General features: G+C 37.0%; 25 protein-coding genes, 1 tRNA gene and 1 pseudogene. 10 read left to right on the top strand and 17 right to left on the bottom strand.

The window, feature by feature from the left end; genetic code table 11:
• Nucleotides 1-79 precede the first annotated feature (79 nt).
• Nucleotides 80-742, top strand: coding sequence for a LysE family translocator (locus ACE1ET_RS13715; RefSeq protein WP_375728986.1), 663 nt, complete (start codon nucleotides 80-82; stop codon nucleotides 740-742).
• A 2-nt stretch (nucleotides 743-744) separates the two neighbouring features.
• On the opposite strand, the gene xerD is transcribed toward ACE1ET_RS13715, so the two are convergent.
• Entirely contained in the window at nucleotides 745-1,638 is an 894-nt protein-coding gene (gene xerD / locus ACE1ET_RS13720; RefSeq protein WP_375728987.1) for a site-specific tyrosine recombinase XerD, read from the bottom strand.
• Nucleotides 1,639-1,768: 130 nt separating this feature from the next.
• On the opposite strand from xerD, the gene aroQ reads away from it, so the two are divergent.
• The 3 genes from aroQ to ACE1ET_RS13735 all read left to right on the top strand — a co-directional run bounded on the left by aroQ (nucleotide 1,769) and on the right by ACE1ET_RS13735 (nucleotide 4,784).
• Entirely contained in the window at nucleotides 1,769-2,191 is a 423-nt protein-coding gene (gene aroQ, locus ACE1ET_RS13725) for a type II 3-dehydroquinate dehydratase (RefSeq protein WP_375728988.1), read from the top strand.
• Between the two features lie 27 nt (nucleotides 2,192-2,218).
• Nucleotides 2,219-3,646 (top strand): pyruvate kinase, encoded by a 1,428-nt coding sequence (pyk, locus tag ACE1ET_RS13730; RefSeq protein WP_375728989.1) that lies wholly within the window; start codon nucleotides 2,219-2,221, stop codon nucleotides 3,644-3,646.
• Nucleotides 3,647-3,710: 64 nt separating this feature from the next.
• Nucleotides 3,711-4,784: an NUDIX domain-containing protein gene (locus ACE1ET_RS13735; RefSeq protein WP_375728990.1), complete on the top strand. Its 1,074-nt coding sequence runs from the start codon at nucleotides 3,711-3,713 to the stop codon at nucleotides 4,782-4,784.
• Between the two features lie 3 nt (nucleotides 4,785-4,787).
• On the opposite strand, the gene ACE1ET_RS13740 is transcribed toward ACE1ET_RS13735, so the two are convergent.
• The 8 genes from ACE1ET_RS13740 to ACE1ET_RS13775 form a co-directional block, all read right to left on the bottom strand.
• Nucleotides 4,788-6,002: a DUF4857 domain-containing protein gene (locus ACE1ET_RS13740; RefSeq protein ID WP_375728991.1), complete on the bottom strand. Its 1,215-nt coding sequence runs from the start codon at nucleotides 6,000-6,002 to the stop codon at nucleotides 4,788-4,790.
• Nucleotides 5,999-6,475 (bottom strand): hypothetical protein, encoded by a 477-nt coding sequence (locus tag ACE1ET_RS13745; RefSeq protein WP_375728992.1) that lies wholly within the window; start codon nucleotides 6,473-6,475, stop codon nucleotides 5,999-6,001. The genes ACE1ET_RS13740 and ACE1ET_RS13745 overlap by 4 nt, the downstream gene beginning before the upstream one ends.
• Before the next feature lie 188 nt (nucleotides 6,476-6,663).
• Nucleotides 6,664-7,386 carry an ABC transporter ATP-binding protein gene (locus ACE1ET_RS13750; RefSeq protein ID WP_375728993.1) on the bottom strand — a complete coding sequence of 241 codons (723 nt, stop codon included), beginning with the start codon at nucleotides 7,384-7,386 and terminating at the stop codon, nucleotides 6,664-6,666.
• Nucleotides 7,387-8,832 carry a DUF6850 family outer membrane beta-barrel protein gene (locus tag ACE1ET_RS13755; protein ID WP_375728994.1) on the bottom strand — a complete coding sequence of 482 codons (1,446 nt, stop codon included), beginning with the start codon at nucleotides 8,830-8,832 and terminating at the stop codon, nucleotides 7,387-7,389.
• Nucleotides 8,825-10,015 carry a DUF4876 domain-containing protein gene (locus tag ACE1ET_RS13760; protein ID WP_375728995.1) on the bottom strand — a complete coding sequence of 397 codons (1,191 nt, stop codon included), beginning with the start codon at nucleotides 10,013-10,015 and terminating at the stop codon, nucleotides 8,825-8,827. Before ACE1ET_RS13760 ends, ACE1ET_RS13755 begins: the two co-directional genes overlap by 8 nt.
• A complete protein-coding gene (locus ACE1ET_RS13765) occupies nucleotides 10,015-12,714 on the bottom strand; it encodes a carboxypeptidase-like regulatory domain-containing protein (RefSeq protein ID WP_375728996.1) in 2,700 nt (899 codons plus the stop codon). The genes ACE1ET_RS13760 and ACE1ET_RS13765 overlap by 1 nt, the downstream gene beginning before the upstream one ends.
• Before the next feature lie 5 nt (nucleotides 12,715-12,719).
• Nucleotides 12,720-14,054, bottom strand: a complete 1,335-nt coding sequence (locus tag ACE1ET_RS13770) for a T9SS type A sorting domain-containing protein (protein WP_375728997.1) — start codon at nucleotides 14,052-14,054, stop codon at nucleotides 12,720-12,722.
• 9 nt (nucleotides 14,055-14,063) lie between these two features.
• Nucleotides 14,064-14,477, bottom strand: a complete 414-nt coding sequence (locus tag ACE1ET_RS13775) for a hypothetical protein (protein ID WP_375728998.1) — start codon at nucleotides 14,475-14,477, stop codon at nucleotides 14,064-14,066.
• A 152-nt stretch (nucleotides 14,478-14,629) separates the two neighbouring features.
• On the opposite strand from ACE1ET_RS13775, the gene ACE1ET_RS13780 reads away from it, so the two are divergent.
• From ACE1ET_RS13780 to ACE1ET_RS13795, 4 genes and pseudogenes are all read left to right on the top strand, one after another.
• Nucleotides 14,630-16,168: a YifB family Mg chelatase-like AAA ATPase gene (locus ACE1ET_RS13780; protein ID WP_375728999.1), complete on the top strand. Its 1,539-nt coding sequence runs from the start codon at nucleotides 14,630-14,632 to the stop codon at nucleotides 16,166-16,168.
• A 349-nt stretch (nucleotides 16,169-16,517) separates the two neighbouring features.
• Nucleotides 16,518-18,056, top strand: coding sequence for a WD40/YVTN/BNR-like repeat-containing protein (locus tag ACE1ET_RS13785; protein ID WP_375729000.1), 1,539 nt, complete (start codon nucleotides 16,518-16,520; stop codon nucleotides 18,054-18,056).
• Nucleotides 17,954-18,190, top strand: a pseudogene (locus ACE1ET_RS13790) (WD40/YVTN/BNR-like repeat-containing protein); the annotation flags it as partial. The gene ACE1ET_RS13785 and the pseudogene ACE1ET_RS13790, both read left to right, overlap by 103 nt.
• 204 nt (nucleotides 18,191-18,394) lie before the next feature.
• Nucleotides 18,395-18,652, top strand: a complete 258-nt coding sequence (locus tag ACE1ET_RS13795; protein WP_375729001.1) for a T9SS type A sorting domain-containing protein — start codon at nucleotides 18,395-18,397, stop codon at nucleotides 18,650-18,652.
• A 160-nt stretch (nucleotides 18,653-18,812) separates the two neighbouring features.
• Here ACE1ET_RS13795 and ACE1ET_RS13800 read toward each other — a convergent pair whose 3' ends face one another.
• On the bottom strand, nucleotides 18,813-19,118 hold the full coding sequence (locus tag ACE1ET_RS13800) for an MTH1187 family thiamine-binding protein (protein ID WP_375729002.1): 306 nt from the start codon (nucleotides 19,116-19,118) through the stop codon (nucleotides 18,813-18,815).
• A gap of 15 nt (nucleotides 19,119-19,133) precedes the next feature.
• Nucleotides 19,134-19,850 carry a DNA/RNA nuclease SfsA gene (gene sfsA, locus ACE1ET_RS13805; RefSeq protein WP_375729003.1) on the bottom strand — a complete coding sequence of 239 codons (717 nt, stop codon included), beginning with the start codon at nucleotides 19,848-19,850 and terminating at the stop codon, nucleotides 19,134-19,136.
• A 75-nt stretch (nucleotides 19,851-19,925) separates the two neighbouring features.
• Between sfsA and ACE1ET_RS13810 the strand changes: the two genes are divergently transcribed.
• Together ACE1ET_RS13810 and ACE1ET_RS13815 are read left to right on the top strand one after the other, a co-directional pair.
• Nucleotides 19,926-20,342, top strand: a complete 417-nt coding sequence (locus ACE1ET_RS13810) for a DUF6565 domain-containing protein (RefSeq protein WP_375729004.1) — start codon at nucleotides 19,926-19,928, stop codon at nucleotides 20,340-20,342.
• Nucleotides 20,323-20,832 carry a paraquat-inducible protein A gene (locus ACE1ET_RS13815; RefSeq protein WP_375729005.1) on the top strand — a complete coding sequence of 170 codons (510 nt, stop codon included), beginning with the start codon at nucleotides 20,323-20,325 and terminating at the stop codon, nucleotides 20,830-20,832. The genes ACE1ET_RS13810 and ACE1ET_RS13815 overlap by 20 nt, the downstream gene beginning before the upstream one ends.
• 517 nt (nucleotides 20,833-21,349) lie before the next feature.
• Here the strand turns inward: ACE1ET_RS13815 and radC are convergent.
• The 6 genes from radC to ACE1ET_RS13845 form a co-directional block, all read right to left on the bottom strand.
• On the bottom strand, nucleotides 21,350-22,042 hold the full coding sequence (gene radC / locus ACE1ET_RS13820; RefSeq protein WP_375729006.1) for a RadC family protein: 693 nt from the start codon (nucleotides 22,040-22,042) through the stop codon (nucleotides 21,350-21,352).
• Between the two features lie 105 nt (nucleotides 22,043-22,147).
• On the bottom strand, nucleotides 22,148-22,399 hold the full coding sequence (gene rpsT / locus ACE1ET_RS13825; RefSeq protein WP_375729007.1) for a 30S ribosomal protein S20: 252 nt from the start codon (nucleotides 22,397-22,399) through the stop codon (nucleotides 22,148-22,150).
• Between the two features lie 27 nt (nucleotides 22,400-22,426).
• Nucleotides 22,427-22,498 (bottom strand) — tRNA-Glu (locus ACE1ET_RS13830).
• A 154-nt stretch (nucleotides 22,499-22,652) separates the two neighbouring features.
• Nucleotides 22,653-23,630 (bottom strand): dihydroorotate dehydrogenase-like protein, encoded by a 978-nt coding sequence (locus ACE1ET_RS13835; protein WP_375729008.1) that lies wholly within the window; start codon nucleotides 23,628-23,630, stop codon nucleotides 22,653-22,655.
• Between the two features lie 56 nt (nucleotides 23,631-23,686).
• Nucleotides 23,687-24,361 (bottom strand): YggS family pyridoxal phosphate-dependent enzyme, encoded by a 675-nt coding sequence (locus ACE1ET_RS13840; RefSeq protein ID WP_375729009.1) that lies wholly within the window; start codon nucleotides 24,359-24,361, stop codon nucleotides 23,687-23,689.
• 113 nt (nucleotides 24,362-24,474) lie between these two features.
• Complete coding sequence (locus ACE1ET_RS13845) at nucleotides 24,475-25,218, bottom strand: porin family protein (RefSeq protein ID WP_375729010.1); 744 nt, start codon at nucleotides 25,216-25,218, stop codon at nucleotides 24,475-24,477.
• Nucleotides 25,219-25,263 lie beyond the last annotated feature (45 nt).

The raw sequence follows: 25,263 nt of genomic DNA on the forward strand, positions 1-25,263 counted from the left end.
CTAAAAAAATATTAGAAAAAGAGTCTGAAATTTGTGCCAATGTTTTAGTACGTATTTAATTTTTTTGATCTTTGCGGCCATGTTGTTTGAAAAATTTTTTGACGGTATAATTATAGGGCTTTTAGCATCCGTTCCGTTGGGGCCGATTGGCGTTTTAATTATACAACGTACTATGAATAAAGGTCGGCATTCGGGATTAGCTTCAGGAATTGGGGCTGCTTTTTCTGACATGATCTACGCTATCATTGCTGGTTTCAGTATTTCTTATATCATTGATTTTGTGAAAGAGCAACAAAGCTGGATTCAACTTTTTGGGAGCCTGGTGATGATTGTATTCGGGTATTTTACGTTCAGATCCAATCCTGCTGTTCAGCTTCGTAAGGCCCAAAAGCAATCTGGAACAGGAACCTATATTCAGGATATGATTACCACCTTCGGACTTACAATTTCCAATCCTCTGTTGATATTTGTGTTTATTGGCGTTTTTGCCGGATTTAAAGTGATGCAGGGTGGAGGTATGGCAGAACGGTTAATTGTGATCCCGGGGATTTTTTCCGGTGCTATTTTATGGTGGTTTTCATTGTCTTTTATTGTAAGTCTGTTCCGAAAAAAAATCAACCTGCGTGGGCTGTGGCGCTTAAACAGGATAACAGGCCTGATTATTATTGCTCTTTCTGTAATTAGCCTGGTATACGCTATTCTTGAACTGACAGGTGTAATATTACCGGAAATTGTAGTTTGATCCTATTTTCGGGGATGAAATTCCTCTATTGTGCTTTTCAGGGTTTCCTTGTTTAAATGGGTGTAAATTTCCGTGGTCAGAATGGAGGAATGTCCCAGCATTTCCTGTATAACCCTTAAATTTGCACCATTTTCCAAAAGATCAGTGGCAAAGGAATGTCGGAATGTATGAGGTGAAACCGTTTTATGTATGCCTGCCATTTCAGCCAGATTTTTTATAATGGTAAAAATCATCACTCGCGTAAGCTGCTTCCCGCGGCGATTAAGAAAAACAAAATCTTCATGACCTTTTTCAATATCCAGATGAACACGGTCAGTCCGGAGATAGAGCATAATTTCGTTCAGTGCCCTTTTATTTATGGGGACCAATCTTTGTTTGTCTCCTTTTCCAATAACCCGGATAAACATCTCATCAAAATAGATTTCCGATATTTTTAAATTGATCAGCTCCGAAACCCGTAATCCGCAGCCATAAAGTGTTTCTAATATGGCTTTATTGCGTTGTCCTTCCGGCTTCGAAAGATCGATGGCTGCAATCATACTATCTATTTCGTCCAGGCTCAGTACATCCGGTAGTTTTCTACCTGTTCTAGGTCCCTCGATTAACGCTGTAGGGTTATCATCTATTACCTTTTCAAGAACCAGAAACTTATAAAAGGATTTGATTCCGGAAATAATGCGTGCCTGTGTACGGGGAGATATTCCAAGGTCTGCGAGTGATTCAATGAAAAGACTCAGATCTTTGTATGAAAGTTTTGAGGGTAAAAGGTTGGCATCTTCACAAAACAGTGTCAGCTTCTGAAGGTCGGCCATATAGGCCATAACAGAATTCTCAGACAAGGACTTTTCAAGCCTGAGATACATTTTAAAGTTCCTTAAAATAAGCTCTTCTTTCAATACAAATAAATTTGATCTAAAATAATGATATTTCTTAATTTATTCAATCTGTAATCTATTTGTTGTACAAATTCAGAATATTTGCATTACTTTTGCAGAGCAGATAAGCTAAATTTATAAAATATTATAAATGAGGATATTAATAATAAACGGACCGAATTTAAACCTGTTGGGAGTCAGAGAAAAGAATATCTATGGCAACCAGAATTTCGAAGTTTATTTTGAAGAAATAAAGCAAAAATTCAAAGAATTCGATCTGAGTTATTTCCAATCAAATTCTGAAGGGGAATTAATCGATAAATTGCACGAGGTAGGGTTTACTTACGATGGGATCGTATTGAATGCCGGCGCTTATACGCATACTTCGGTTGCTATTGCAGATGCAATTTCAGCTATTAATTCACCTGTTATAGAAGTCCATATCAGTAACATTGCCAAACGGGAATCCTTCAGACATCATTCTTTTATAGCACCGGTCTGCTACGGTTCTATAAGTGGATTTGGTCTCGATTCCTACCGGCTGGCTCTTGAAAGTTTTAAAAGCAGAGACTAACAGTATCAGAAATTCCATTATTATATTATGAAGCATACAAAAATTGTAGCGACGATCTCAGATCTTCGTTGTGACGTAGAATTTGTACGTTCGTTGTACGAATCAGGAATGAATGTAGTAAGAATGAATACCGCTCATATGGATCATGAGGGTATTAACAGAGTTATTACAAATGTGAGAGAGGTATCTGATGATATTGCTATCCTAATGGATACAAAAGGTCCCGAGATAAGGACAACAGTACTGGATAAGTCGCTCGAAATTTCTTTGGGACAAAAGTTAAAACTGAAAGGTGCGCCGGGCGTAAAAAGTTCACCGGAATGCATTTGTGTATCCTACGATAAAATTGTTGAAGATGTATCTGTCGGCAGTAATATTTTAATTGACGACGGTGAAATAGATTTAAAAGTTGTTGGTAAAGATGAGGAATATTTATATTGTGAAGCACTGAATAATGGAGAATTAGGCAGCCGTAAAAGTGTTAATGTTCCGGGCGTAAGGATTAATCTTCCTTCTTTAACAGAAAAGGATATCAGTAATATCGGTTTTGCAATAGAAAAGGATATTGATTTTATAGCACATTCATTTGTCCGATCAGCCCAGGATGTTCATGATATCCAGAAATTGCTTGATGCCAAAAACAGTAAGATCAAAATTATTGCCAAAATTGAAAACCAGGAAGGTGTTGAAAACATTCACGAAATTCTTGGTGTGGTGTATGGTGTAATGGTGGCTCGTGGTGATCTGGGAATTGAAATAGCACAGGAGAAAATACCTGGAATACAGCGTCATCTGATAAGAGAATGTGTTTTGGCAAAGAAACCGGTTATCGTTGCTACACAAATGTTGCATAGCATGATTAAATATCCGCGCCCAACCAGGGCTGAAGTTACGGATATTGCGAATGCAATTTATTACAGAACTGATGCCTTAATGTTAAGCGGGGAAACAGCATATGGTCAGTTTCCAGTGGAGGCCGTAAAAACCATGGCGCGTATTGCAGAAGAGGCCGAGAAGACAAAAATGGCAGCAAATGATATTCGTATTCCTTTTTCTCACGATGATCATGATGTTACTGCATTCCTGAGTAAACAGGCTGTAAAAGCCGCATCCAGGGTAAATACAAAAGCTGTACTTACCGATAGCTCAACAGGCAGGACAGCACGTATACTGGCAGCATTCAGAGGTAGAAACCCGGTTTATGCACAATGTTACAATAAACGTACAATGCGTGAACTCGCCCTTTCGTATGGCGTATTTGCAAGCTACCTGCCGGCCGATGAAAACAGTAAGGAATATATCTGCTCCTTTGTAAAGGATCTTATTGGAAAGAAACTGATAACTGAAAAGGATCTTGTTCTTTATCTTGGGGGAAGTGTTGGTATAGGTGGTGGAACATTTATTGAATTATTTGAAGCTGGTAAGCCCCTGCAGTCTCAAAAAAGCGATAAATAAGAAAAATCAGAACAAAAGGCACTGTTTATTGTTTTTCAAAATGAAAAAGATGAATAATTAGCAGATGCTGAATCTTAAAAGTTTACTGATAAAATTTTTGCCCGGGTTTATTCCGATTATATTGTTTGTAGTTGCAGACAGTATATGGGGAATAAAGACTGGGCTTTATGTTGCAGTAGCTTTTGGTGTGTTACAGTTTGTGTATGTTCTGGTAAGGCATCACAAAACAGACCTCTTTATCCTGGCCGATACTTTGTTGCTCATCATTCTTGGTATAATTTCTCTGATGCTTCATAATGATGCATACTTTAAGTTAAAGCCCGCAATGATAGAAACGATATTCGCGGTTTTAATCGGAATATCTGTCTTTTCAAAACATAATATTATGATGCAGATGTCTCAAAGGTATCTGCGAGATGTGAAGTTGACGGAGGCACAGGTGAAAGAGTTTAAAGCTAATCTCAGAGTTACCTTCTATATTTTTCTTATTCATATTTTAATGGTTATTTACTCTGCCTATTTTATGAGTGAAGAAGCCTGGGCTTTTGTAAGCAGTATATTATTGTATCTTTTATTTGGTGGCTATTTACTGTTTCAGGTTATCAGGTATCGCATTATTAAAAACAGGATGAAGCTGGTGGAATGGTTGCCTATGGTTGATGCCAAAGGTGGCGTAAAGGGTAAGATCCCGAGATCAGAATGTCATGGAAAGGAGAAAATCATGCATCCGGTAGTACATCTTCACATCATCAAAAACCGTTCAGTTTTTTTACAAAAAAGACCTTATGATAAGCTTATTCAACCAGGGAAATGGGATACAGCAGTTGGAGGACATTTAAATTACGGTGAGGATATTGAGCAGGGATTGAGAAGGGAAGCATCTGAAGAAATTGGACTTAAAGATTTTACACCCCGTTTTTTGGTCAAATACGTTTGGGAAACTGACATGGAAAAGGAGTTGGTCTATTGTTTTATTTGTAATGACCATGAAAATATTTCAATAAACAGGGAAGAGGTTGATGATGGTAAATTCTGGCCGATTAATCAAATCCGGGAGAATATGGGAAAAGATGTATTTACGCCTAATTTTGAAAAAGAATTCGAATTCCTTGAATGTATTTATTTTGGTGCGGAATAACGCTTAATTTTTCCGGATAACCAGGAATGTAATGAAGGCAGGCAGACCCGCAATCAGGGTAATTAGTGCGGCTATGTATGGCTTTTCTTTCTTTCTGATAAAAAAGAAAATGACAGCCATTATAAGATTAAACAACAGAAATGTCAGGCCGGCTGATATTTCAAAATGTGGCTTGATTACCTGGTTTTTTCTGAAATTAACAGTGATCCTTACCGGAATAATGATGTCTTTGAATACATCATATGTTCGGAATTTTTTCGGGCTTCTTTTGTACTGAAACGATCTGAATGTTTTATAGTTATCATTGATAACATTAAGCCGCACTTCACGGTCATTCTGAAAAAGAAAGGTTTTGTTGAACTGGTTGCCAAAAATAAGCAATTCATCCGCGTCTGGATTATAACCATTAATATCCGTTTTTATAACGGTATTCGTAGTACCCAGATGAAGGTATATTTCATTTTGCTGACTAACAATTACAGCAAGGATTTCCATGTTTACAGGATCAGTACAAAAAATAAATTTTACGGTTAGGTCTCTGGGAAGTGGAATGATTTCAGTAACCGCTTCTCCTCTGACCATCTTTAGGTTAAACAGATGATTATGTGAATCTAAGAGATAATACCCGTTATCAAAATTCTTTTGTATCCGGATATCACCAAAAATACGTTTGACAGGAAAAACAAAACCCGATTCAACCAGACTGTTTGTGAATTTTCCGGACTTCTCTGTATCTTCTTCTCCTGTATAAACATCAATAAACTTTATTCTATGTTTAAAACTGAAGAAATCGACCGGAATATTATAATGTGTTGCTTCATCAGTGTTTTCAAACATTGGCACCAGAACGGGTTGTACTTCATCTGCTATTCCCTCTGGCAGCCTGAAAAAATAACTGTGTTTTTTAAGATTGCTTATGATCAAAGGTTCACCCATAATAGAATCGGGCAATGTTCCATTTTTTTCAAGTTTTCTGTAGTAAAAGACGGGTAGCCGGCTGTAGTAAGTTTCCTTACTGATTTGCTGCCCATCGGCAGTTAAGTATAGGGTTGTTGGTCCATGTTTCTTGTTCAGAAGGAATTCATCTCTATAAGTACTGTAGGTAATAAGTACATTTTCAGGCAGAGGTTTGAATATCAGATCAAACAGCAACGGAATTAAAAACATCAGTGTCAGGATGGAAATAATTATGACGATATTTTTACTTAATCTGATCATTGTTTTCCTTTTCTTAAGCGGTTGAGCGTAAAATAGGGTATGGTATAAGACAGCAAGACATATACTAATATTACAAAATTCAGTTGATGCGTTGTATAATTCTCAGTTTGCCAAAGTGAAACCGTTATAACAGTTAATCCAAGAGTGGAAAGAAAAATCCTGTATTTCCATCCGGGTTCAAAAAGCACAGTTGTTAACCATATGTAGGTTAGGTAACCTGACAATATCCAGGTGAAAATGTTGGCTAAGGATGCCTTTACTACGAGGATAGGTAGAAAATGATTACTTATCATGAAGAAAGCAGAAATCAGGAGAATAGCGAATCCGGTGTAAATAAGGTAGCCATAACCGGTCATAAGAGCAAAAAGTTTTATCTCAGTAGCAGGTAACAGCATGGTTAGTCTGTATTTATGGTTGTTAATTTCAGGAACAAACTGAAAAAGTGCAAGAATAAGAGCAAAAACTGCGGGCATAAAGTGCAATGCACTTTGGTACAGTTTATTTTGTGTTGCGATTGAAAAGACATTATTAACAAATAACTGGCCGGAAAACTGAGTGTTGAGTATTTGGTACCAAATAAATAATAATGATAGTGACACGAATATCCCAACGATGATGAACCATTTGGTTTTTAACCATTCTTTATAGAAAACGCCCTGTATCATATCTTATCAATAAAGAGGTTTACAAAAATATCATCAAGGTTTGACCCCAGCTCTTTATGGTTGAGTTTAAAATCTGTCAGTGAAAGGGGAGTCATAAAATCATTATAATCCATTATTGCAACATCATCCACCAGTTTTTCCATGTCCTGTATAATGTGTGAAGTTGCAAGGACAGTCTTTTCATTGGTCCTGGCGTAATCGGACAGGTCGTTAATAAACATTTGTCTGTAAACCGGATCCAGACCCATGGAAAAATCATCGAGAATAAGAAGGTCCGGATTTTGTGCCATAATAATGGCAAGTGCTACTTTTGAGCGTTGCCCACGGGACATCGTACCAATTTTTTGCTTTAGTCCGATTTTGGCATTTGATATATAACTGTTATACAGATCGAAATTCCATTTTGGATAAAACCTGGAGTAAAATTTTTCAGCTTCGGTTACATTCATAAAGGTGTACTGTATGTGACCTTCTATAAGATACCCGGTTCTTCGTTTACTTTTAACAGATTGTTTATTATAGGATTCTCCGAATATAAAAACAGAACCTGAGTCTGCTTCCAGAAATCCGGTCAGGATATTAATAAGGGTTGACTTTCCAACACCATTTGGCCCGAGTAATCCAAGTATCCTTCCTTGCTGAAGTGAAAATGAAACATTGTTCAACACTTGTTTTGTGCCGTAACCAAAAGACAGGTTATGAACATCAATCACTTTCATTCAGAAATCAACTTGTAACGAAATTTCAACTACAGAACGCATGCTTTGACCGTTCTCAGGTATAATAAACGTACTGTTTAAACCAATACGACCGAAACTCTCCAATCCAAATAGTTTATGATACGTTCCAAATGTACCATTAATATTTATAATATAAGGGTTTCCATAATAGTAATTTATTTCTTTATCATATGTGTATTCCGATGGTATTCCCGGAATAATATCCAGATCTGTAAGATCAAAATATTTTTTTGAGAATCCAGTCTTTACGGCATACAAATTCTGTTTAATCCATGTATTATATGACAAAAAAACATAAGGTGTCGTAAGAGAATAATTAAAATGGTAATCTTTAATAATTCCAACATATCTTTCATTATGTTGTTTCCTTTCAATCCCTGTAAGAATCATCAATTCCTGATTTCTTGCTATGAACTGAACAGAATATGATACCCTATGACTAAGTTCGGTCTGTTGATACTTATCGGTTGTGCCGTAAACCTCCCAGCTTTCACCGGATGTTGGACTGTCTGTATCCTGTTTTATAAATTCTTGACCTGTTTTGCTTTGCAGATTATAGATATATGAAAAGTTGTGTAAGATATTATTGATATTAAGTTTTATGGATGGTTCGAGGATAAAAATCCTTGAGTTTAAGACAGCAACCGGATTCAGAATATTCCAGCTAATATTACTTTGATGTATCTTAGTTTCGCCTAAGTGGTATCTGTTCTTTAAATTTATCTGATATATTTCTCCGGTATAATTTAAAAGTGCATTTGTACCAAAGGACATTTTTTTTATTTCGCCTGTATATGATGCGTAGCTTAATACGTTTTCGGTATGGCCTAAACCTAGAAAATGGTATATTTCATAGGCATTATAGCCCTGTGTTTGCATATTAATTTCACTACCAGAAGCTTTAATTATGGGTTCAAGTGAAAGTTTGAAGTGAATGTTCTTAAACCGGATGGCGGGTTTGATCTCCAGGTCATAACCTTCACTTTTAAAACGGGGATCGGAACGATTGTAAGAGATAGAGTTAATATATGATGTTCTGACTCCCAGATTTAATTTATCTGCTACATTATGGTAATATCCACCATATAAACTGATGATATCGTTATAAAATGTTTTCACACTTTCTTCAAATAACATGTAAGGATAAATTTCAGGTGAGTAGAGGGGCCAGTATGTGTTGTTTTTAATTCCACTTCTAAATGATAAACCACCCTCCATGAAGGCAGAATTGAATGATTTGTTGCCTGAATAAGAAATACCGTAAATACTTTCAGTTGCCGGTTCATACCAGTTAATATATTCTCCTTTACAGATCTCAGTATAAAGTCTCAGATGAGAGTTATATATTGAGTCAGCTTCTATTTGACCTGTCAATGAGAAAAACAGGAATAGAATATATAATATGACCAGAAGTCTTTTATTCATTAATATTAGGATTGGGTATTTGATGATTTAAAAAATCATAGGTTGAATTGTTTGTATCCATATATATTTTTCTTCCATCTACATCAGAAACTAATTTTCTGGAGATACATGTTCCGGTTCCGGCATCATCGTTATACGTAAATCCTGCATCAATGGATTCAGGAAATCTTTTGTAAGCGGTAGAATTGGCATTTTGAAATACATCAATGGCATCAATAACCCATGAATTAGGAATTGTTATAGCATACTTAAATGAACTTCCCGTAACGTTATATTTTTTTTCTCTGTGGTTTAGTATATATGTATTAATATCAACAGACTCAGGTCTTATTATCATGAGTCCTCCACCAAACCTGGTATTAAATGTGATGTCATTTCCCCTGTCCATCGTATAGATTTCCTTAAGATTTTCTGCAGGGGAGTCAATGTCTGAATTATCATCACTTATCATGTAGAATTCAAAGTCTGCTTTTGAGAGATCAACAGGAGAATACTTATTTCCATTAGGATCTGATTTATGATCAATGGCATCCCTGGCAATAACAGCACCTTCTCCAGGTTGCAGTACATCATGGTCCGGTATCTGCCACAGCATATCGACCATAACGCTATCCTTAATATAGTACCACATGTTATATCCATTCCCCAGTGATTCATGCATTGCTATAATAATACCACCAATGTCCACACTTTTTGCACTGTTGTTATAAAGTTCTATGTACTGATCTGCATAATAAAGTTTACCTGTTTCGGTTCTCGACCCCGAATAATAGTACTCTCTAATAATAAGGTCACTTTTAAATGCTGGAACAATAATGAGCGTATCAGTGGCTGATTTGAGCAATGATACGTATGTATTGGCGTTAAATACCAGTGAATCTTCGAAATGTTTATTCGATAATTCTTCTGCTTTTTGGGCAGAGATTATAACATTTGTACTGATGGTGTAAAATCCGGGATCAAGATTACTGAAATGGATCATACCTTCTGAATCTGTATGACCTGTTAGGGATACGTCTTTTTGCATATGCTGAATCCTAACAGGAATATCCACCGCATTTTCAGAACCAAAGGTTTCATTAAAAGTAACCTGTAATGATAATGATACAGTATCTCTTTCGAACTGCTCAACACAACCACTTAATAAAAAAAGTATTAACCCTATATAAAAAATCTTTTGCATTAGTAATTGAATGATAATTCAAGGCCAAAATATAATGGTGTATTAACTCTGATAAAAGTATTACTGATTCTTTGTTTAACCAAAGGTCGGTTGTTAAATATATTATTTGCAAGAAATGAGACTTTTACAACATTCCTTATTTCTTTTGAAATTTTCATATTAATCTGTGCTGTTACAGGAAAATATTCCTTTAAATAATGAGATTCAAGTGGGGTTTTTATGTAATTTTCAAAATAGGGATCATTCAACATATCATTTGTAAAATCTGAAATATTGCCGTTGCGGTCAATTAAAGATAGGGGCACATTATAGGTTCTTAAAAACTGATATGAGTAGATCCATATTGTTTCAAGTGAAAAAGAAAAAACAAGACTTTCTTTAGGCAAGTGGGTAATGAATCGAAGGTTTGATGTCAATCTTTCGGATAATTTACCGTAACCATCCTTGTATATTCCGATATAATCGTACTGTATACTGTTGTTAGAGAAGGGCAGATTATAGTATATTCCTGTATTGCCAATGTTTTTGGTTCTGAACCAGGCACCGGTTAAATCAATGTATGTCTGAATCGGATTAATTCTTTCTGTTCTTATACTGTATTCAATCCCCTCTTTTAATGTATAAACACCATTCTCAGGATAGTAGAATTTATTGTAGTAGTTAGCTATAGAATAACTCAGGTTTTGTTCTTCAGGTAAAAGTTTTGTATTTACAGGCTGATTCTGGTTATATATCCTGTATGTTGAGTTGATATAATTGCTTAAAAGAAATAAGCCATCTGAATGTGATTCTCTAAATGCAGTAAAAACAGCATGTAAAAACCGATTATTAAATGTAATACTAATTTCTGCTTTTTTACTTTTTGCAGGGCGTAAATCATGATTTTGAGTAGAACGATTTTGGGTGGTATAAACAAGGTAACTGTTTCCCGGATCGGATGTGTCGTATAAATTATAACTTATCATATCAAACCACGCAGTATCAGGGTAAAGATATCTCATTATTGGAATTTTATATTGAATACCAAATCCACCGTGAAGCGCAATATACGATTCAGGATTAAAAGAATATCTGTACGACGCATTTAAACGCGGTTCACTATACGTTTTGAATCTGTATGAACCGGAGTTGTAAAATGTTTGTCTGATACCGATTTGTGCATCAATTCTATGATGTCTGGTTGTTTTATTCAGGCTTTCTTCCAGAAACACGGCTCCGTGATACAACGCGGGTATATCAGAAAACTTTAACTTTCTGGAAATGAAATCAGGTGTTACCGGAGGATATTTACCCTTGTAATCTAACCCATTGCCAATATTTTTTTCATAATTTAAATCTGTTCCCAGTAGAGTATGCGTTTTTATATTTGAATAGGATTTGCTGAAATTAAATTTTGATTTTATGGCAAAAGAAACAGGAACACCTTCCAGGCTGTAACTGGCTAAAGTTTCAGCCGGTACATATTGACCAAAATTCTCTCCAGTTTCATTAGTGCTTGTAAAGGCCTTAACTTCATTGCCAAACATATATTCATTAATCTTTATCAGTTCACGATCCACATTGGCGTTAAAGGATAGATCAAATTGATTTAGTAACTTATCAGTGTTCCATGATTGATATCTCAGAATCATTTTTAAGCCGGAATTATCTTCTGTATAATTTTCATTTTCGACGATCAGATCTGCATCATTTTTCTGTTTGTCAAGGGTAAAGTAACCGGAAATTTTACTTGTTAAAAGATGATTCTCTTTTATTAGGTGTCGTGATCCCAGTTCTGCATTTAATCGCTTAAACATAGATAGAGGTAAACGTACGTCTCCCGTTGATGACGTGTAGTAAATATTTCCGCCCAGTGTGTTGTTCGGATTTAATCTGATTCCCTTCGAAATGCCGGCGCCTGTAAGGTTTGGACTATATTTTACTTTTGCCTTCGTCTCCAGAGAATAAACATTTGTTTTAATATCGATTACTGCACTTGTCATATCACCATACTGAACGGTTGGTATCCCTTTTATGATATTAATGGACTTGATGTTTTCAGTAGTGAAGGCCCGCAGATCATTCCCTTTTGCGAAGGGGTAACCCTTCGAATTTATATAGGGTATACTTTGGTAATTAAACGCTGTTGTCAGATTTTGCATCTTTGCATTTGAAGAAACCTGTACGCCATCAATAATCAAGGCGGTTCCCAAAGAGCTTATATTATTGTAATCGATTTCCCGTATAAGTGGAGCATTGAATGTTGACAGATCAGGATTCTCAGTAACATTCCCTGGTAAAAGTTGAAAAACATCTTTTAACCCAGCCGGTTGTAAATACGAAAGGGCTGTTTCACCAATATAGGTACTGTTTTCTGTTATTGAATTTTCTTCTCCTGAAACCGTAACCGCTTGTAAATTATAAGATTCCTTATTGAGTTCTATACTATCTGCAGCCTCTTTTGCAAAGATCTCAACCGTTTTATAACCGATATAAGATATGATAAAACGCGAGGAGTCAGAAGAAGAGCTGATCGTAAATCTGCCATTCTTATCCGTGATCACTTTAAAATAGTCATCCGCGTTTATTACGGTTGAGAATGGGAGTGGCTTTTTTGTATCCGCATCCGTAACTGTGCCGGACACACTCTTTATCTGGGCTGTTACGGTTATATAAATAACAGAAAACAATATGCTCAGAAATAACCTGCCTGGCCGCATTGAAATTACTGAATAATTAGCTTATGGACCGAGATACGATTGTCAATATCGGTTGTTCTGAAGATATAAATGCCACGACTTAAGGCATTCAAATCAACGGTTGTACTTCCGGAATATATAAAATTACTGATCAATACCTTACCACTCAGATTATACACATCATATTTTGCCTGCACTTTTGAATTTACAGTGAAAATATTGTAACCGGTCCTTAACACATTTATATCATTGTTATAAATTGCATGATGGTATGAATCAGGAAGATCCATATCTGTAATATTCATTGTAAAAACAAAATCACTTGCCAGTGCATAAATTGAATCCCCAAGAATACCTCCGGCATCAAAAATAGTTTCACCTGGAGAATATGCATCCCAGTTTTGTCCCCAGTCTGTTGTTAACGCAGTTTTCGAAACGGATCCTACAGCCAGTATGTTTTGCTGTCCCAGATAGAACAGATCGTTGCATCCTACCGAACTGAGCTTGGAAAAGCTGTCATCTTCACGGAAATAATCATAAATACCATCACTTGTTGTTACTATCAGATAATGATTATTGTCAGCCTCAACGATGTTATATACATAAAAATTTGCGTCGTTTTCATTAGCCGTTACCAAACCTGCAGTTATGTCTACCCATTTGCCATTTTGAGTTGTGTATAATGTTTTATTGCCTCCCAGAAATCCAATAGTATCCTTAAAAAATATCGATTTGATACTTGTTCCCTCAAAGTCTGAGTTAAAGATATTCTTCCAGCTTTCACCAAAATCAGAAGAGGTGAAAAATGCACTGTGTTTATTTTGTTCTGTTCCATTTGTTTCGACCCAGTTAGCGTAGGTATAGATATTCTTTTTGCCATCCATGGCAACATTAATAATATCAATGGAATAAGAACTATCTGCAAATGCATCTGTTGCCGGAATATTGGATGCATCGCTAATGGCAGCATAATTGAAAATATTCCAGTTTGTCCCTTTGTCGTACGAAATCAGTAAAATAGAATTGACATAATCTTCCGGTTTTGCATCGTCCGTAAGTTTAATCCTTTTCAGGCAGGTGAGAAGAGTATCACCGTATACAGCCAGATCATAATAGTCTAAAGCCTCAGGATCAAATTTACCAATGGAGTCGGGAAGGTTAACATCATGCCAACTCTGCCCGCCATCTGTTGTTTGTTTAATTACTGAATTTAATCCCACAATAACTGCTGTATTTTCATCTACAACTACCATTTTTTGCAGGTTGGATCCATCCGCAATTTTTTTTTGGTTCCAGGTAACTTGTCCACTAATTGTGTTTAAGGCTAAAACACTAATCAGAATAAATAATGATAAACGCATAGTACTAATTTATAATTCAAGGAGTAATTTATGTTGTTTTAAAAAATCTTCTGCATCATTCTGGGTTTTGAATATGTCCTGTGGTGCATCAAACCATATCTCATCTTTTTCAATACCAATTTTATAGCAGTTAAGCTGATCAAAAAGAGATACTTTCTCAAGTGCCTTACATCTTACACCTCTTAAAGAAACATCTAAAACTTCACAGTGAACAGGTTTTCCAAGCATTGCCTTTTCATCTCTAGTGTATACAACTAGTCCCCAGGCATCCACACCTTTTTTTAACCATTCCGGATTCGTTTTGATGGTAGGATCATTTAAAATAATAAACCGTTCATCGTTATTTACCGCTTCTGTTTTTTGACATGACGTATTGGTAAATACAATGATAATGAAGAAAATATATAATGTTAAAAATTTCATACTTTGTTTAAAAAAGTAAAAATATAAAAAATGACCAGTACATGCCAATAGAATATCTATAAATAAGCTAAGGACTCCTGTTTTAACATTTGATTTGCAAAACAGCGTAAAAATTTGTTTTTTTATAATACCGAAACACTTAAAACTAAACCATGCTCGTAAAAACTTATGCCTCAGCAGTTATTGGTATTGATGCGAAAACAATTACCATTGAAGTTAATGTTTCAAAAGGAATAAAATTTTTTCTGGTTGGCCTGCCGGATAGTGCTGTTAAAGAGAGTCATGAACGCATTGTATCTGCCGTAAATGAAATCGGGCTTAAGTTACCCAGAAAACAGATTATTGTAAATATGGCACCAGCCGATATTCGTAAGGAAGGTGCCGCTTATGATCTTCCACTCGCCATTGGTATTCTAGCCGCATCTGAGTACATCAATTCCGACAGACTGGAAGAATATGTAATGATGGGAGAGTTGTCACTAGACGGACGGTTAAAGCCGATTAAAGGTGTCTTACCGATGGCTATTACAACGCGTCATGAAGGATTTAGAGGGATAATTGTGCCAGTGGAAAATGTGAAAGAAGCCGCAGTGGTTGACGGGATAGAGGTTTACGGTATGGAAACTCTGAAACAGGTGGTGGATTTTGTAAATGGTGAGTTTAATCCTGATCCTGTTAAAGTTAATACGCGGGAAGAGTTTTTCCAGCATCTTGGAACAGGCGAGCTGGATTTTTCTGATGTGCGCGGACAGGAAAATGTAAAGCGGGCTTTGGAAGTTGCAGCTGCCGGTGGGCACAATATAATTTTGGTTGGACCTCCTGGTTCCGGAAAGTCCATGTTGTCCAAACGAATTCCATCTATTTTGCCACCGTTTACCTTGAGGGAAGCGCTTGAGACAACCAAGATACATTCTGTTGCCGGTAGGTTGGATTCGGGTACGTCATTAATGACAACACGACCATTTCGATCACCCCATCATACAATTTCGAATATAGCACTGGTTGGAGGAGGAACCTATCCACAGCCGGGTGAAATATCACTGGCACACAATGGCGTATTGTTTTTGGATGAGATACCAGAGTTTCAGCGCACGGTACTTGAAGTGATGCGGCAGCCACTGGAGGATCGTAAAATTTCCATTGCGCGGGCAAAATTTTCAGTGGAATATCCGGCCAGTTTTATGCTTGTAGCTTCTATGAACCCGTGCCCCTGTGGGTATCACAACCATCCGGAACGGGAGTGTGTATGCGGACCCGGAGCTGTTCAACGCTACCTCAGCCGCATTTCGGGCCCCTTGCTTGACAGAATAGATATACACATTGAGGTGGTTCCTGTATCATTTGATAAAATGGCTGATAAACGGCCATCGGAACACAGCGCATTAATACGCGAACGGGTGATGAAGGCAAGACAGATTCAGGATGAACGCTTTAGGGATAAAAAAGATGTGCACTGCAATGCGCAAATGAGTTCTAAAATGATCCGTAAATACGTGGAACTGGACGAAGCAAGCCTTGCCATGCTTAAAAATGCCATGGAAAAACTGGATCTCTCTGCACGGGCTTATGACCGTATTTTAAAGGTCTCCAGAACCATTGCTGACCTTTCCGGTTCAGAAAATGTACTGGCAGAACACATTGCCGAAGCCATCCAATACCGTAACCTTGACAGGGATAGTTGGAGTGAATAATTTCTCTCTTCATATAAAACCTTTTCCAAAGTTTTAAAACTTTGGAAAAGGTAACTTTAATTGAACTTTCAATAAAGTTATAATTTAGTGTTTATAATATGACCAAAAAACTGATACTGAACACCAGATAGTAATTTGTTGAGATCAGGATTTTTTCCTGAGTATTATGACTTTGTTGATTTTGAATAGATTATACCCTTTCGTTCGGCATAGGCTCCAGCCTACGTCTATAAATTAAGCTTAATAGTTTTCTGTAGGTGTTTTTTGAGACACTGTTTTAAAATTTCCAGTGATGACATTTTAAGTGTTTTTCGATGTCATATAAATTATGATAGTAAAACTATTAATTATGGCATCACAAAAATTTTTCAATCACAGAGTGTTATTGATTCCTGTTCTGGCATTTATGCTTGTTTCAAACGCGGTATTGGCACAATGGAGATATCAAAATCCTAAACCTCAGGGCAACACGCTCAATTCGGTATTTTTTACGGATGAAAATACCGGCTACGCGGTTGGTTCAATCGGTATTATTCTGAAAACAACAGATAGTGGTGTAAACTGGGACTATCAGATGAGTGGAGTGTACAGCGCTCTTACTTCAGTTTTCTTTGCGGATGAAAATACCGGCTATGCTGTTGGAGCTGATGGAAATATCGTGAGTACAAAGGATGGTGGAACAACCTGGGTGAAATACGATGGTTACGGCGACTGGTTATTTGCTGTGTATTTTGTGAATAATGATATTGGTTTTGCTGCCGGAGAAAACGGTACCTGCAAAAAGACTACCGATGGAGGCTTAAGATGGAATGCAGTGAATATTAGCCAGGGAGGAACAGTGTATGACCTGTTCTTCACCAATGCTCAAACCGGGTATGCCGTAGGTGTAGCCGGTCTTGTTAGTCCACATGGGTTTATTTATAAAACTGAAGATGGTGGTGCAACCTGGGTCGCACAAAAAGAAGAGGGCAGCCGGCTGAACTCAGTATATTTTACCGATGATAATACCGGATATGCTGTAGGTTTGGGAGGAAGAATATTAAAAACCGCGGATGGCGGTGAAACATGGCTTGAGAAGGGAGGCAGCACAACATCAACGTTTTCAACCATAGGCTTTACGGATAAAAACACAGGTTTTGCCGTTGGTGGAAGTCAGGTGTTTAAAACGAATGATGCCGGAGAAAGCTGGTTTGAAGTTACAAATCAGGTTGGAGGTAATTCTGCTTCTTTCGTAAACAATGCAGGCTATGTGGTAGGTGCATACGGAAGTGTGTATAAAACCAAAGATGCCGGATCAACCTGGCTGAAAGCATACAACAGTGTTACGTATTATGATATCAGTTCGATACACTTTTATAATAACGTCGGTTATGCAGTAGGAGAGGAAAATACCATTCTGCACACTACAGACGGAGGCGAAGAGTGGATCAAACAGTCAGTCCCCATCCATTCAGATTTGAACGCTGTTTTTACCGTTGATGAAAATAATGCCTATGCCGTTGCTGGTGCAGGTAGAATATTCACCACATCGAACGGAGGAGATGAATGGGTATGGCAAAACAGCAACACGTCAGAATGGCTTACATCTGTTTATTTTATTGATAGCGATAATGGTTTTGCAACCGGCAACAACGGAACCTTAATGAAAACTACGAACAAAGGAGCCGATTGGGAACAGATAGCGCTGGAAACAACAAATGATTTGAACTCTGTTTTCTTTGCAGACAAGACAAACGGCTTTATTGCAGGTGATGACGGCACACTACTTAAACGTCTGATGGTGGGATCAGCTGGGTTTCACAAAACAGTGGAACAGACGCCACACTTCGTTCAGTTTATTTTACTGATCCGGTTTCAGGTTATGCTGCGGGAGATGACGGAACTGTAGTTAAAACTAAAGATGGAGGGACTACATGGAGCAGTTGCTCAGATGGCATTAGCGAATTTGTATCCTTCTATTCGGTTTATTTTACAGATGCAGGAACCGGATATGCCGGTGGGTTCGATTATAGGGATGGAAATTTTATTGGCACCCTTTTTACAACAAATGATGGTGGGAACAACTGGCAGGAAATAATACTGGGATTCAGTGGCTGGATAAATTCCATCTGTTTTAGTGATAATAAAACAGGTTATATTGCGGGGAGAAACGGGGTTATTCTTAAAACAACAAATGGTGGAGGAATAACCTTAGCGAATATAATACCGGATGGGGAAAATACCAATTTGTTTCCAGAACCGAACTATCCTAATCCCTTCAGTTCAGAAACCAGAATCACTTACAGGAATCCTGAAACCGGTCCTGTATCGCTTAAAGTGTTTGATGCCTCAGGCAAAGAAATTTCAGTTTTAGTGAATCAGAAAAAATCGGCAGGATTGTATGAGATAAGTTTTAATGCCGCCGATTTGGATGACGGAGTTTATTTTTACCAGATCAAAACAGCCGGTTTTACTGAGACACGTAAAATGATATTACAAAAATGATGATTTAGAAGTTGAAATAGTGATAAATCAGAGTCAGCGTTACCTTGCATTACGGAATTAGCTTCAATCATCAGATTGATGTGCATTGCCAAACTGTAACCGGTTAGGCGTACAGCCTGATATTGTTTTATAAAATCTGAAATATATAACTTGAAATAGATTATACCTCACCGATTTTATCGCGAATAGATTGCATCTTTTTTTTCATCCGACCAGGTTTACCCTTGCGAATGTCAAATTTCAATGATGAATAAATACGGTTGCAATCCGGCTCCAGTTGGTCGTAGCAGGTTTTGATCATAGCCAGTGCTTCATCCATTGTTTCAGTTTCAATTACGGTTCCCATAGGTGTAAGCTCATAGGTCGCTCCACTGTCCCTTATCACCTTTAGTAAACGACTCACATAATGACTCACACTTTCCCCCTTATCGGTTGGGAACATCGCAAATTCAAGTAACACACTCATTTTAGTATATTTTTATTAAACGTTTTCTGTTATTTCCGGCTCAAGAATATAGTGTAAAATTTTATGACTTACAATTTCCTCCGGGGTCACTTTAACCTGTAGCGGAATAATCTCAACGCCTTTCTTGTGTGCCTCAAGAAGTTTCCGGGCATAGTCAGGATCAATATCCCGTGCCGGTTCAAAATGATTTACATCCATTCGCTGAATGATGTACAGCATCACGGCACGCATTCCGTTTTCTTTTACATCCATTAATGTCTGAAGATGTTTTAACCCTCTTGTGGTAACCGCATCCGGAAATTTAGCGATTCCGTCTTCGTTCAATGTTACATTTTTGACTTCGATAAAACAGGTTTCTCCTTCTTTTTCAGTCATGATATCAAAACGGCTGTCCTTATATTTCACTTCTCGTTTTACGAATGTATATCCGGTTAATCCTGCAATGCGGTCTGCACTGATCTCCTCAAAGGCAAATTTGTTTGGGTTCATGGTGTTGATCCCGACCCAGTCACCATTAATTTGTATCATTTCCCAGGTAAACTTTGTTTTTCTGTTCGGATCTTTTGCCGGTGAAAGATAAACATCGGCACCGTCTTCCAGGCAGCTCTTCATTGTTCCTGAATTGGTGCAGTGGGCAGTTACGATTTCGCCGTTTTCGAGTTTCACATCAGCAAGAAAACGTTTATAACGTTTTATGAGTGTACCTTTGATTAATCTGGTTTCAAATTTCATTTTATAGTAATTCGGTGTAACTTTATAAAGGATTTTTACGTTCTAAAAATACTGTTTAACTTAAGATTAAAACGAATGAAGACCTCTAAAGTTTTTTTTGTCATCAGTGTTATGCTTATTTCTGTACTGAATAGTTGTTCGTTTGAGCCGCGATCCAAAGATGCCTATCTTGCCCAGTTCAACAGTTTTGTTGAAAATGTGGGAGAGTCGTATAAAGACTATACGGATGAAGTGTGGGAGAAAAAAGATAAAGAGTTCAATAAGTTTACGGACGAATGGTATTTATCGTTTAAGGATGAGCTGGACGTAAAGGAACAAATTGCCGTAAAAAAATTGGCCATAAAATATGCACTCTATCGCAATGGAAATGACCTGAAAGGAGGGCTGGAAGAAGGACTTAAAGCGTTGAAGGAGATTGGCGAGGAATTTTTGAAGATTCTTGATTCAGATTCAACAGACGATAAAACAAAGATTGAAATATCGATTGAATAGCAATGGAAAGCCTGATTTAAGGTGGTACCTTGCAGCTATGTTGTTAATGCTGGCAGTATTTTTCTTTTATCTGGGACTTTCACTGCCCATTATGTCGACCAAAAAGCAGCTGATTATTTCTTTTGGTTATACCGAAACAACATTATGGGACTCAATTGTATACTTCTGGCATGGGAAAGAATATTTTCTGGCTTCTGTTATTTTCTTTTTTACTATTGTGTTTCCCATTGTTAAATTTATTCATTTAGGAGCTTCTCTCTTTTATCCGCCTTTTAAAAAGATGAAGTTGTTTAATCTTTCACACTATATTTCGGATAAATGGAGCATGCTTGACGTATTTATTATCGCTTTGGTCATTTTTCATATTAAAATGAATTCACAGGTTGTTGTGACCAGTCTGAAGCCGGGAACCACATTTTTAGCTCTTTCTATCATTTTAAGAATGTTGTCTAATGAGCTGGGCATTAAGCGCATTATAAAAGAAGCCTGAATAATACGCTGTACAATTTTATACACATTTATAGAACTTTTTTCATTCTTCAAAAATCATCCTTTCAGAATGAAGGGAGTTTGATTTCATGCACCAGCCTGGTTTTTTATTGTTGAATCCTGATGTATTTATTATCAATTTAAGATTAATTAATTTTCTTCAAATCACTTGATTATGCCAATAAATGCAATCTAATTATTAATTGAAAGTAAAATAAATACATTAAAAATTAGGATTTGGTATTAATATAATGTAAATTTGTTTTGTGATTGCTTAATTTAATATTAAAAAACAATTATTATGAAGACGGTCAACGCTATTAAACAAAAACTCTATAGAGCTTTCATAGGGTTTGGCGAGCTGATTATCAGAGTTAAAGGTTACCGGTATGAGTAACCATTAACTAAATGTTCTGTTTTGCAGGTTCTTTTCTTAGTAATCTCAAAATGGATTTGTTAAGTTAAAAAAAAGGTGCCTTTTCAGACACCTTTTTTTATGTCTATAACTGGAGTATGTTTTAAATTATTCCCTCATCAGCCATGCTGTAATACGAGCTTTCGCAAATAATCAGATGATCCAGTACCGAAATGTCAAGTACTTCTCCTGCCTTTTTTAACTTTTTTGTAATCTGAATATCAGCATCGCTTGGAGAATTATTTCCTGATGGATGATTATGACAAAGGATGACACTGCTGGCCAGTACTTCCAAGCCAGGCTTAAATACAAGTCGTGGATCGATTACAGTTCCGCTTACACCGCCCTGGCTGAGCCTTCGTTTCGAGATTATTTTATTAGACCGGTTCATGTACAGTACCCAGAATTCCTCATGGTTTAAATCTGCCATAACGGGCTGAAACAGTTTATACACATCTTTACTTGAGGTGATTTTTTCCGTTTGACTCACTTCGTGCAGATTTCTTCTTTTGCCCAGTTCCAGGGCAGCGACTATTGTTATTGCCTTCGCAGGTCCTATGCCTTTAAATTTTTTTACAAGCTCATCTACACTGAGCTTTCCAAGTTTAGGAAGATTGTTGTTTGCTTCGGCCAGAATTTTTCTTGAAAGTTCTACCGCAGATTCTTTCCTGGTACCGGAACCTATTAGAATGGCAAGCAGTTCGGCGTCGGAGAGGGCGGAGGATCCTTTGTAAAGCATCTTTTCGCGTGGGCGATCCTCCAGTGCCCAGTTTTTAATGGTGATGTTGGAGCTCATTTTAGTTTGGTTTGGGTGTTTATCAAACCAAATTTAAGAAATCTACGGGCACAAAAAAAGCCTTTCAAAAAATTGAAAGGCTTTGCAGTATCTTTAAAGCAGTTCTTAAAGAGCGTTCACATGTTTTGTTAAACTCGATTTTAAGTTACCTGCTTTGTTTTTGTGGATCAGGTTCTTTTTAGCAAGCTTATCAAGCATTGAAGAAACTTTAGGTAACAACTCTGCAGCTTCAGTTTTGTCAGTAATGCTTCTCAACTTGCGAACTGCGTTACGCGCAGTTTTTGCATAATATCTGTTATGCAATCTTCTTGCCTGTGTCTGACGAATTCTTTTTAATGCTGATTTGTGATGTGCCATTAATCTGTTCTTTAATCTTTTAATTTGTAGCCCGTAGGGGAATCGAACCCCTGTTTCAAGAATGAAAATCTTGCGTCCTAACCCCTAGACGAACGGGCCAACATGTGTTTTTTGGCAAACTTTTTTCTCGTTTGCGGCTGCAAATATAGACTGTTATTTTAATCACACCAAATATTTTTTTAAAAAAATATGAAAATTATTCCGGTGTGTTAAGAACAGATTGATTTACAGCAAAATTCAATACTGAAATTCTCTATTTATGCGATGAATAGTACTTCATGAACTGCACACGCTCGTAAAATGCAGGGTCCTCACTATTGCTGTAGTTCAGTTTCCCTCTGAAATCTTTCAGGGTATTAAATCCCTTTTGATTCATCCATTCTTCAAGTGCAGTGGTCATCTGTGAAACAATACCATTTCCGTTCTTATAAAGAGCTGAACAAACCTGTACGGTTTGAGCACCCGCCAGAATAAGTTTTATGACGCTGTCCCAGTCATGAACACCAGTGGATGCTGAAATATCGATATGGTCGGTCTGCCCTGATGTAATGGCAACCCAACGTAATGTATTGTGAAGGTCGCTTGGAACACTAAATATATCTGAAGCGGTAAGTTCCAGTTTATCAATGTTTATATCAGGCTGATAGAACCTGTTGAAGAGAACTACCCCTTCTGCGCCTTCTCCTTTCAATCTGTCTACCACTTTTACAATATTGTTGAAATAGTAGCTTATTTTAACCGATACCGGAATGCTGACTACTTTTTTGACCTTGCGTACTATTTCATAGTGTTTGTCATCGAATGATGAATCATCCTTTAACGATGCGTTCATGATAAACACATTCAATTCTAGTGCATCAGCTCCTGCTTCTTCTATGCGTTTTGCAAAATCCACCCATTCACCTCCCGAATAGCAATTAATGCTTGCGATAACAGGAATACTAGTCTGCTCGGAACATTCGCGTACCAGCTTCAGATAGCTTTCAAGATTTTCTGAACGCACATAATTTTTTACGTAATCATATGCTTCGGGATAATCCTGACTTTGGTCCATGGCGTTGCCCGCATTCATATTAATCTGTTCTTCGAACAACGATTTTAAAACCACGGCTCCAATGCCTGCTTTCTCAAGTTCCAATACTTTTTCTACGGAGTTGGTGAGGCCGGAACTACTAGCAATAAGTGGGTTCTCAAGCTCAAGGCCTAAATAAGAAGTCTTTAAACTTATCATCTGATATAATGAATTTTATAAAGCAAATATAACTATTCTTGGCTGTGTACCAAAAATCATTTTTTATACTCCCGCTCACCAAAAATAGAACTGCCGATCCTAACCATGTTGCTCCCGTTTTTTACCGCCAGTTCATAGTCTCCCGACATGCCCATAGAAAGGATTGTAAAGTCCGGATCATTGTTAAAAAATTCGTGCTTTAATGTACTGAAAAAGCTTTGCAGGGATTTAAATTCCCGGTTGATCTGATTTTCATCTTCAACATATGAAGCCATTCCCATCAGCCCTTTAATTTTTACATTCTGAAGCGCTTTAAATTCATTGGATGTAAGAATATCGTTGATTTCATCTTTTGATAAGCCAAATTTTGTCTCTTCTTCAGCAATTTTAAGTTGAAGCAAACAGGAAATGATCCTGTTGTTCTTTTCACCTTCTTTATTTATTGTATGTAATAATTTAAAACTGTCAACACCATGAATTAAATATACAAAAGGGGCAATATATTTAACCTTATTGGTTTGAAGGTGTCCTATAAAATGCCAGTGAATATCTTTGGGCAGGTGGTCATGTTTTTCCGTCAGATCCTGTACCTTGTTTTCACCAAAATCAAGATGTCCGGTAGCAAATGCTTCCATAATCATGTTTTCGGGTTTGGTTTTTGAAACAGCTACCAACGTTACATTTTCTGACAGTGTGGATTTTATCGTTTTAATATTCTCAGCAACCTGCATACAATTAAATTTTACTACAAAAATATAAACCTGCAATGAAATACCGAAAATTAATGCGGTTATAGTTCTCGCGAAGATGGTATAAAAAAAGCCTCCGAAGAGGCTTGAATATTTTAAAAGAATTTAAAGCCGACTGAAAACATCAGCATATTGGTTTTTTGAACAAAGTCGAGTTTGGTTATGTCGTTCAGTCCATATTCGTATCTTACATCCACATAAAAATTTGCGATATCAAGGCCAGCGCCAACCTGCCAGTTCCAGTTTGCAGTTTCCAGTTCCTGAGCCAGATCAAATCCGTCTTCAAATGGTTTATTAATGGAAACACCTTTCGATTCAATGGTTTGATCTGTTGATACATTGAATTTTGGTGTCAGGTCGATTTTTTCATTTAATATAATGGAAGCTGACGGTCCTGTAAACAGGTTCAGTTTTAAAACTTTTAGGTCAAGCGCTTTTATTCCGAACAATACGGGAATATCCAATGTGGACAGTTGTATGCCCTGTGTAACTGCAGTTAAAACAGTTGCATTTTCGGTGCCTGTATTCACCTGGGTATCCACAACGTCCAGGTTCATTTTACCATTACGAACCACAAAGTTTGCTTCTGGTTGTAAAAAGAGCCGCTTCATTTTGAGCCTCGCAAATAAGCCGATACTTAATCCATTGGACGCATCCTGTATAAATTCACTACCGCTGTATGTAAGCTTTTCGTTACCATAGTATATATTCTGTACTTTGTCAATTGTAAACGTTGATGAAGTAATTCCACCTTTTATGCCCAGATCCAGGGGAGATTCAGCAACCATGCTACTTATAAGAAATACAAGTAATACTCCTGACGAAATTATTCTTTTCATATCTGACTTTCTGTTATTTTGTGCAATATTATTAAATATATGATT

The sequence above is a fragment of the Quyinboa mangrovi genome, assembly GCF_042219825.1.
GTDB lineage: Bacteria > Bacteroidota > Bacteroidia > Bacteroidales > UBA5342 > JBHJHP01.

Excerpts from the sequence above, each read along its gene's own strand:
- ACE1ET_RS13750 (WP_375728993.1), bottom strand. The coding sequence starts at position 7,386 with ATGAAAGTGATTGATGTTCATAACCTGTCTTTTGGTTACGGCACAAAA.
- ACE1ET_RS13735 (WP_375728990.1), top strand. The coding sequence starts at position 3,711 with ATGCTGAATCTTAAAAGTTTACTGATAAAATTTTTGCCCGGGTTTATT.
- ACE1ET_RS13840 (WP_375729009.1), bottom strand. The coding sequence starts at position 24,361 with ATGCAGGTTGCTGAGAATATTAAAACGATAAAATCCACACTGTCAGAA.
- pyk (WP_375728989.1), top strand. The coding sequence starts at position 2,219 with ATGAAGCATACAAAAATTGTAGCGACGATCTCAGATCTTCGTTGTGAC.
- ACE1ET_RS13775 (WP_375728998.1), bottom strand. The coding sequence starts at position 14,477 with ATGAAATTTTTAACATTATATATTTTCTTCATTATCATTGTATTTACC.
- ACE1ET_RS13780 (WP_375728999.1), top strand. The coding sequence starts at position 14,630 with ATGCTCGTAAAAACTTATGCCTCAGCAGTTATTGGTATTGATGCGAAA.
- ACE1ET_RS13765 (WP_375728996.1), bottom strand. The coding sequence starts at position 12,714 with ATGCGGCCAGGCAGGTTATTTCTGAGCATATTGTTTTCTGTTATTTAT.
- ACE1ET_RS13740 (WP_375728991.1), bottom strand. The coding sequence starts at position 6,002 with ATGATCAGATTAAGTAAAAATATCGTCATAATTATTTCCATCCTGACA.
- rpsT (WP_375729007.1), bottom strand. The coding sequence starts at position 22,399 with ATGGCACATCACAAATCAGCATTAAAAAGAATTCGTCAGACACAGGCA.
- ACE1ET_RS13810 (WP_375729004.1), top strand. The coding sequence starts at position 19,926 with ATGAAGACCTCTAAAGTTTTTTTTGTCATCAGTGTTATGCTTATTTCT.
- ACE1ET_RS13800 (WP_375729002.1), bottom strand. The coding sequence starts at position 19,118 with ATGAGTGTGTTACTTGAATTTGCGATGTTCCCAACCGATAAGGGGGAA.
- aroQ (WP_375728988.1), top strand. The coding sequence starts at position 1,769 with ATGAGGATATTAATAATAAACGGACCGAATTTAAACCTGTTGGGAGTC.
- radC (WP_375729006.1), bottom strand. The coding sequence starts at position 22,042 with ATGAGCTCCAACATCACCATTAAAAACTGGGCACTGGAGGATCGCCCA.
- sfsA (WP_375729003.1), bottom strand. The coding sequence starts at position 19,850 with ATGAAATTTGAAACCAGATTAATCAAAGGTACACTCATAAAACGTTAT.
- ACE1ET_RS13845 (WP_375729010.1), bottom strand. The coding sequence starts at position 25,218 with ATGAAAAGAATAATTTCGTCAGGAGTATTACTTGTATTTCTTATAAGT.
- ACE1ET_RS13785 (WP_375729000.1), top strand. The coding sequence starts at position 16,518 with ATGGCATCACAAAAATTTTTCAATCACAGAGTGTTATTGATTCCTGTT.
- ACE1ET_RS13745 (WP_375728992.1), bottom strand. The coding sequence starts at position 6,475 with ATGCCCGCAGTTTTTGCTCTTATTCTTGCACTTTTTCAGTTTGTTCCT.
- ACE1ET_RS13715 (WP_375728986.1), top strand. The coding sequence starts at position 80 with ATGTTGTTTGAAAAATTTTTTGACGGTATAATTATAGGGCTTTTAGCA.
- ACE1ET_RS13835 (WP_375729008.1), bottom strand. The coding sequence starts at position 23,630 with ATGATAAGTTTAAAGACTTCTTATTTAGGCCTTGAGCTTGAGAACCCA.
- ACE1ET_RS13755 (WP_375728994.1), bottom strand. The coding sequence starts at position 8,832 with ATGAATAAAAGACTTCTGGTCATATTATATATTCTATTCCTGTTTTTC.
- ACE1ET_RS13770 (WP_375728997.1), bottom strand. The coding sequence starts at position 14,054 with ATGCGTTTATCATTATTTATTCTGATTAGTGTTTTAGCCTTAAACACA.
- ACE1ET_RS13760 (WP_375728995.1), bottom strand. The coding sequence starts at position 10,015 with ATGCAAAAGATTTTTTATATAGGGTTAATACTTTTTTTATTAAGTGGT.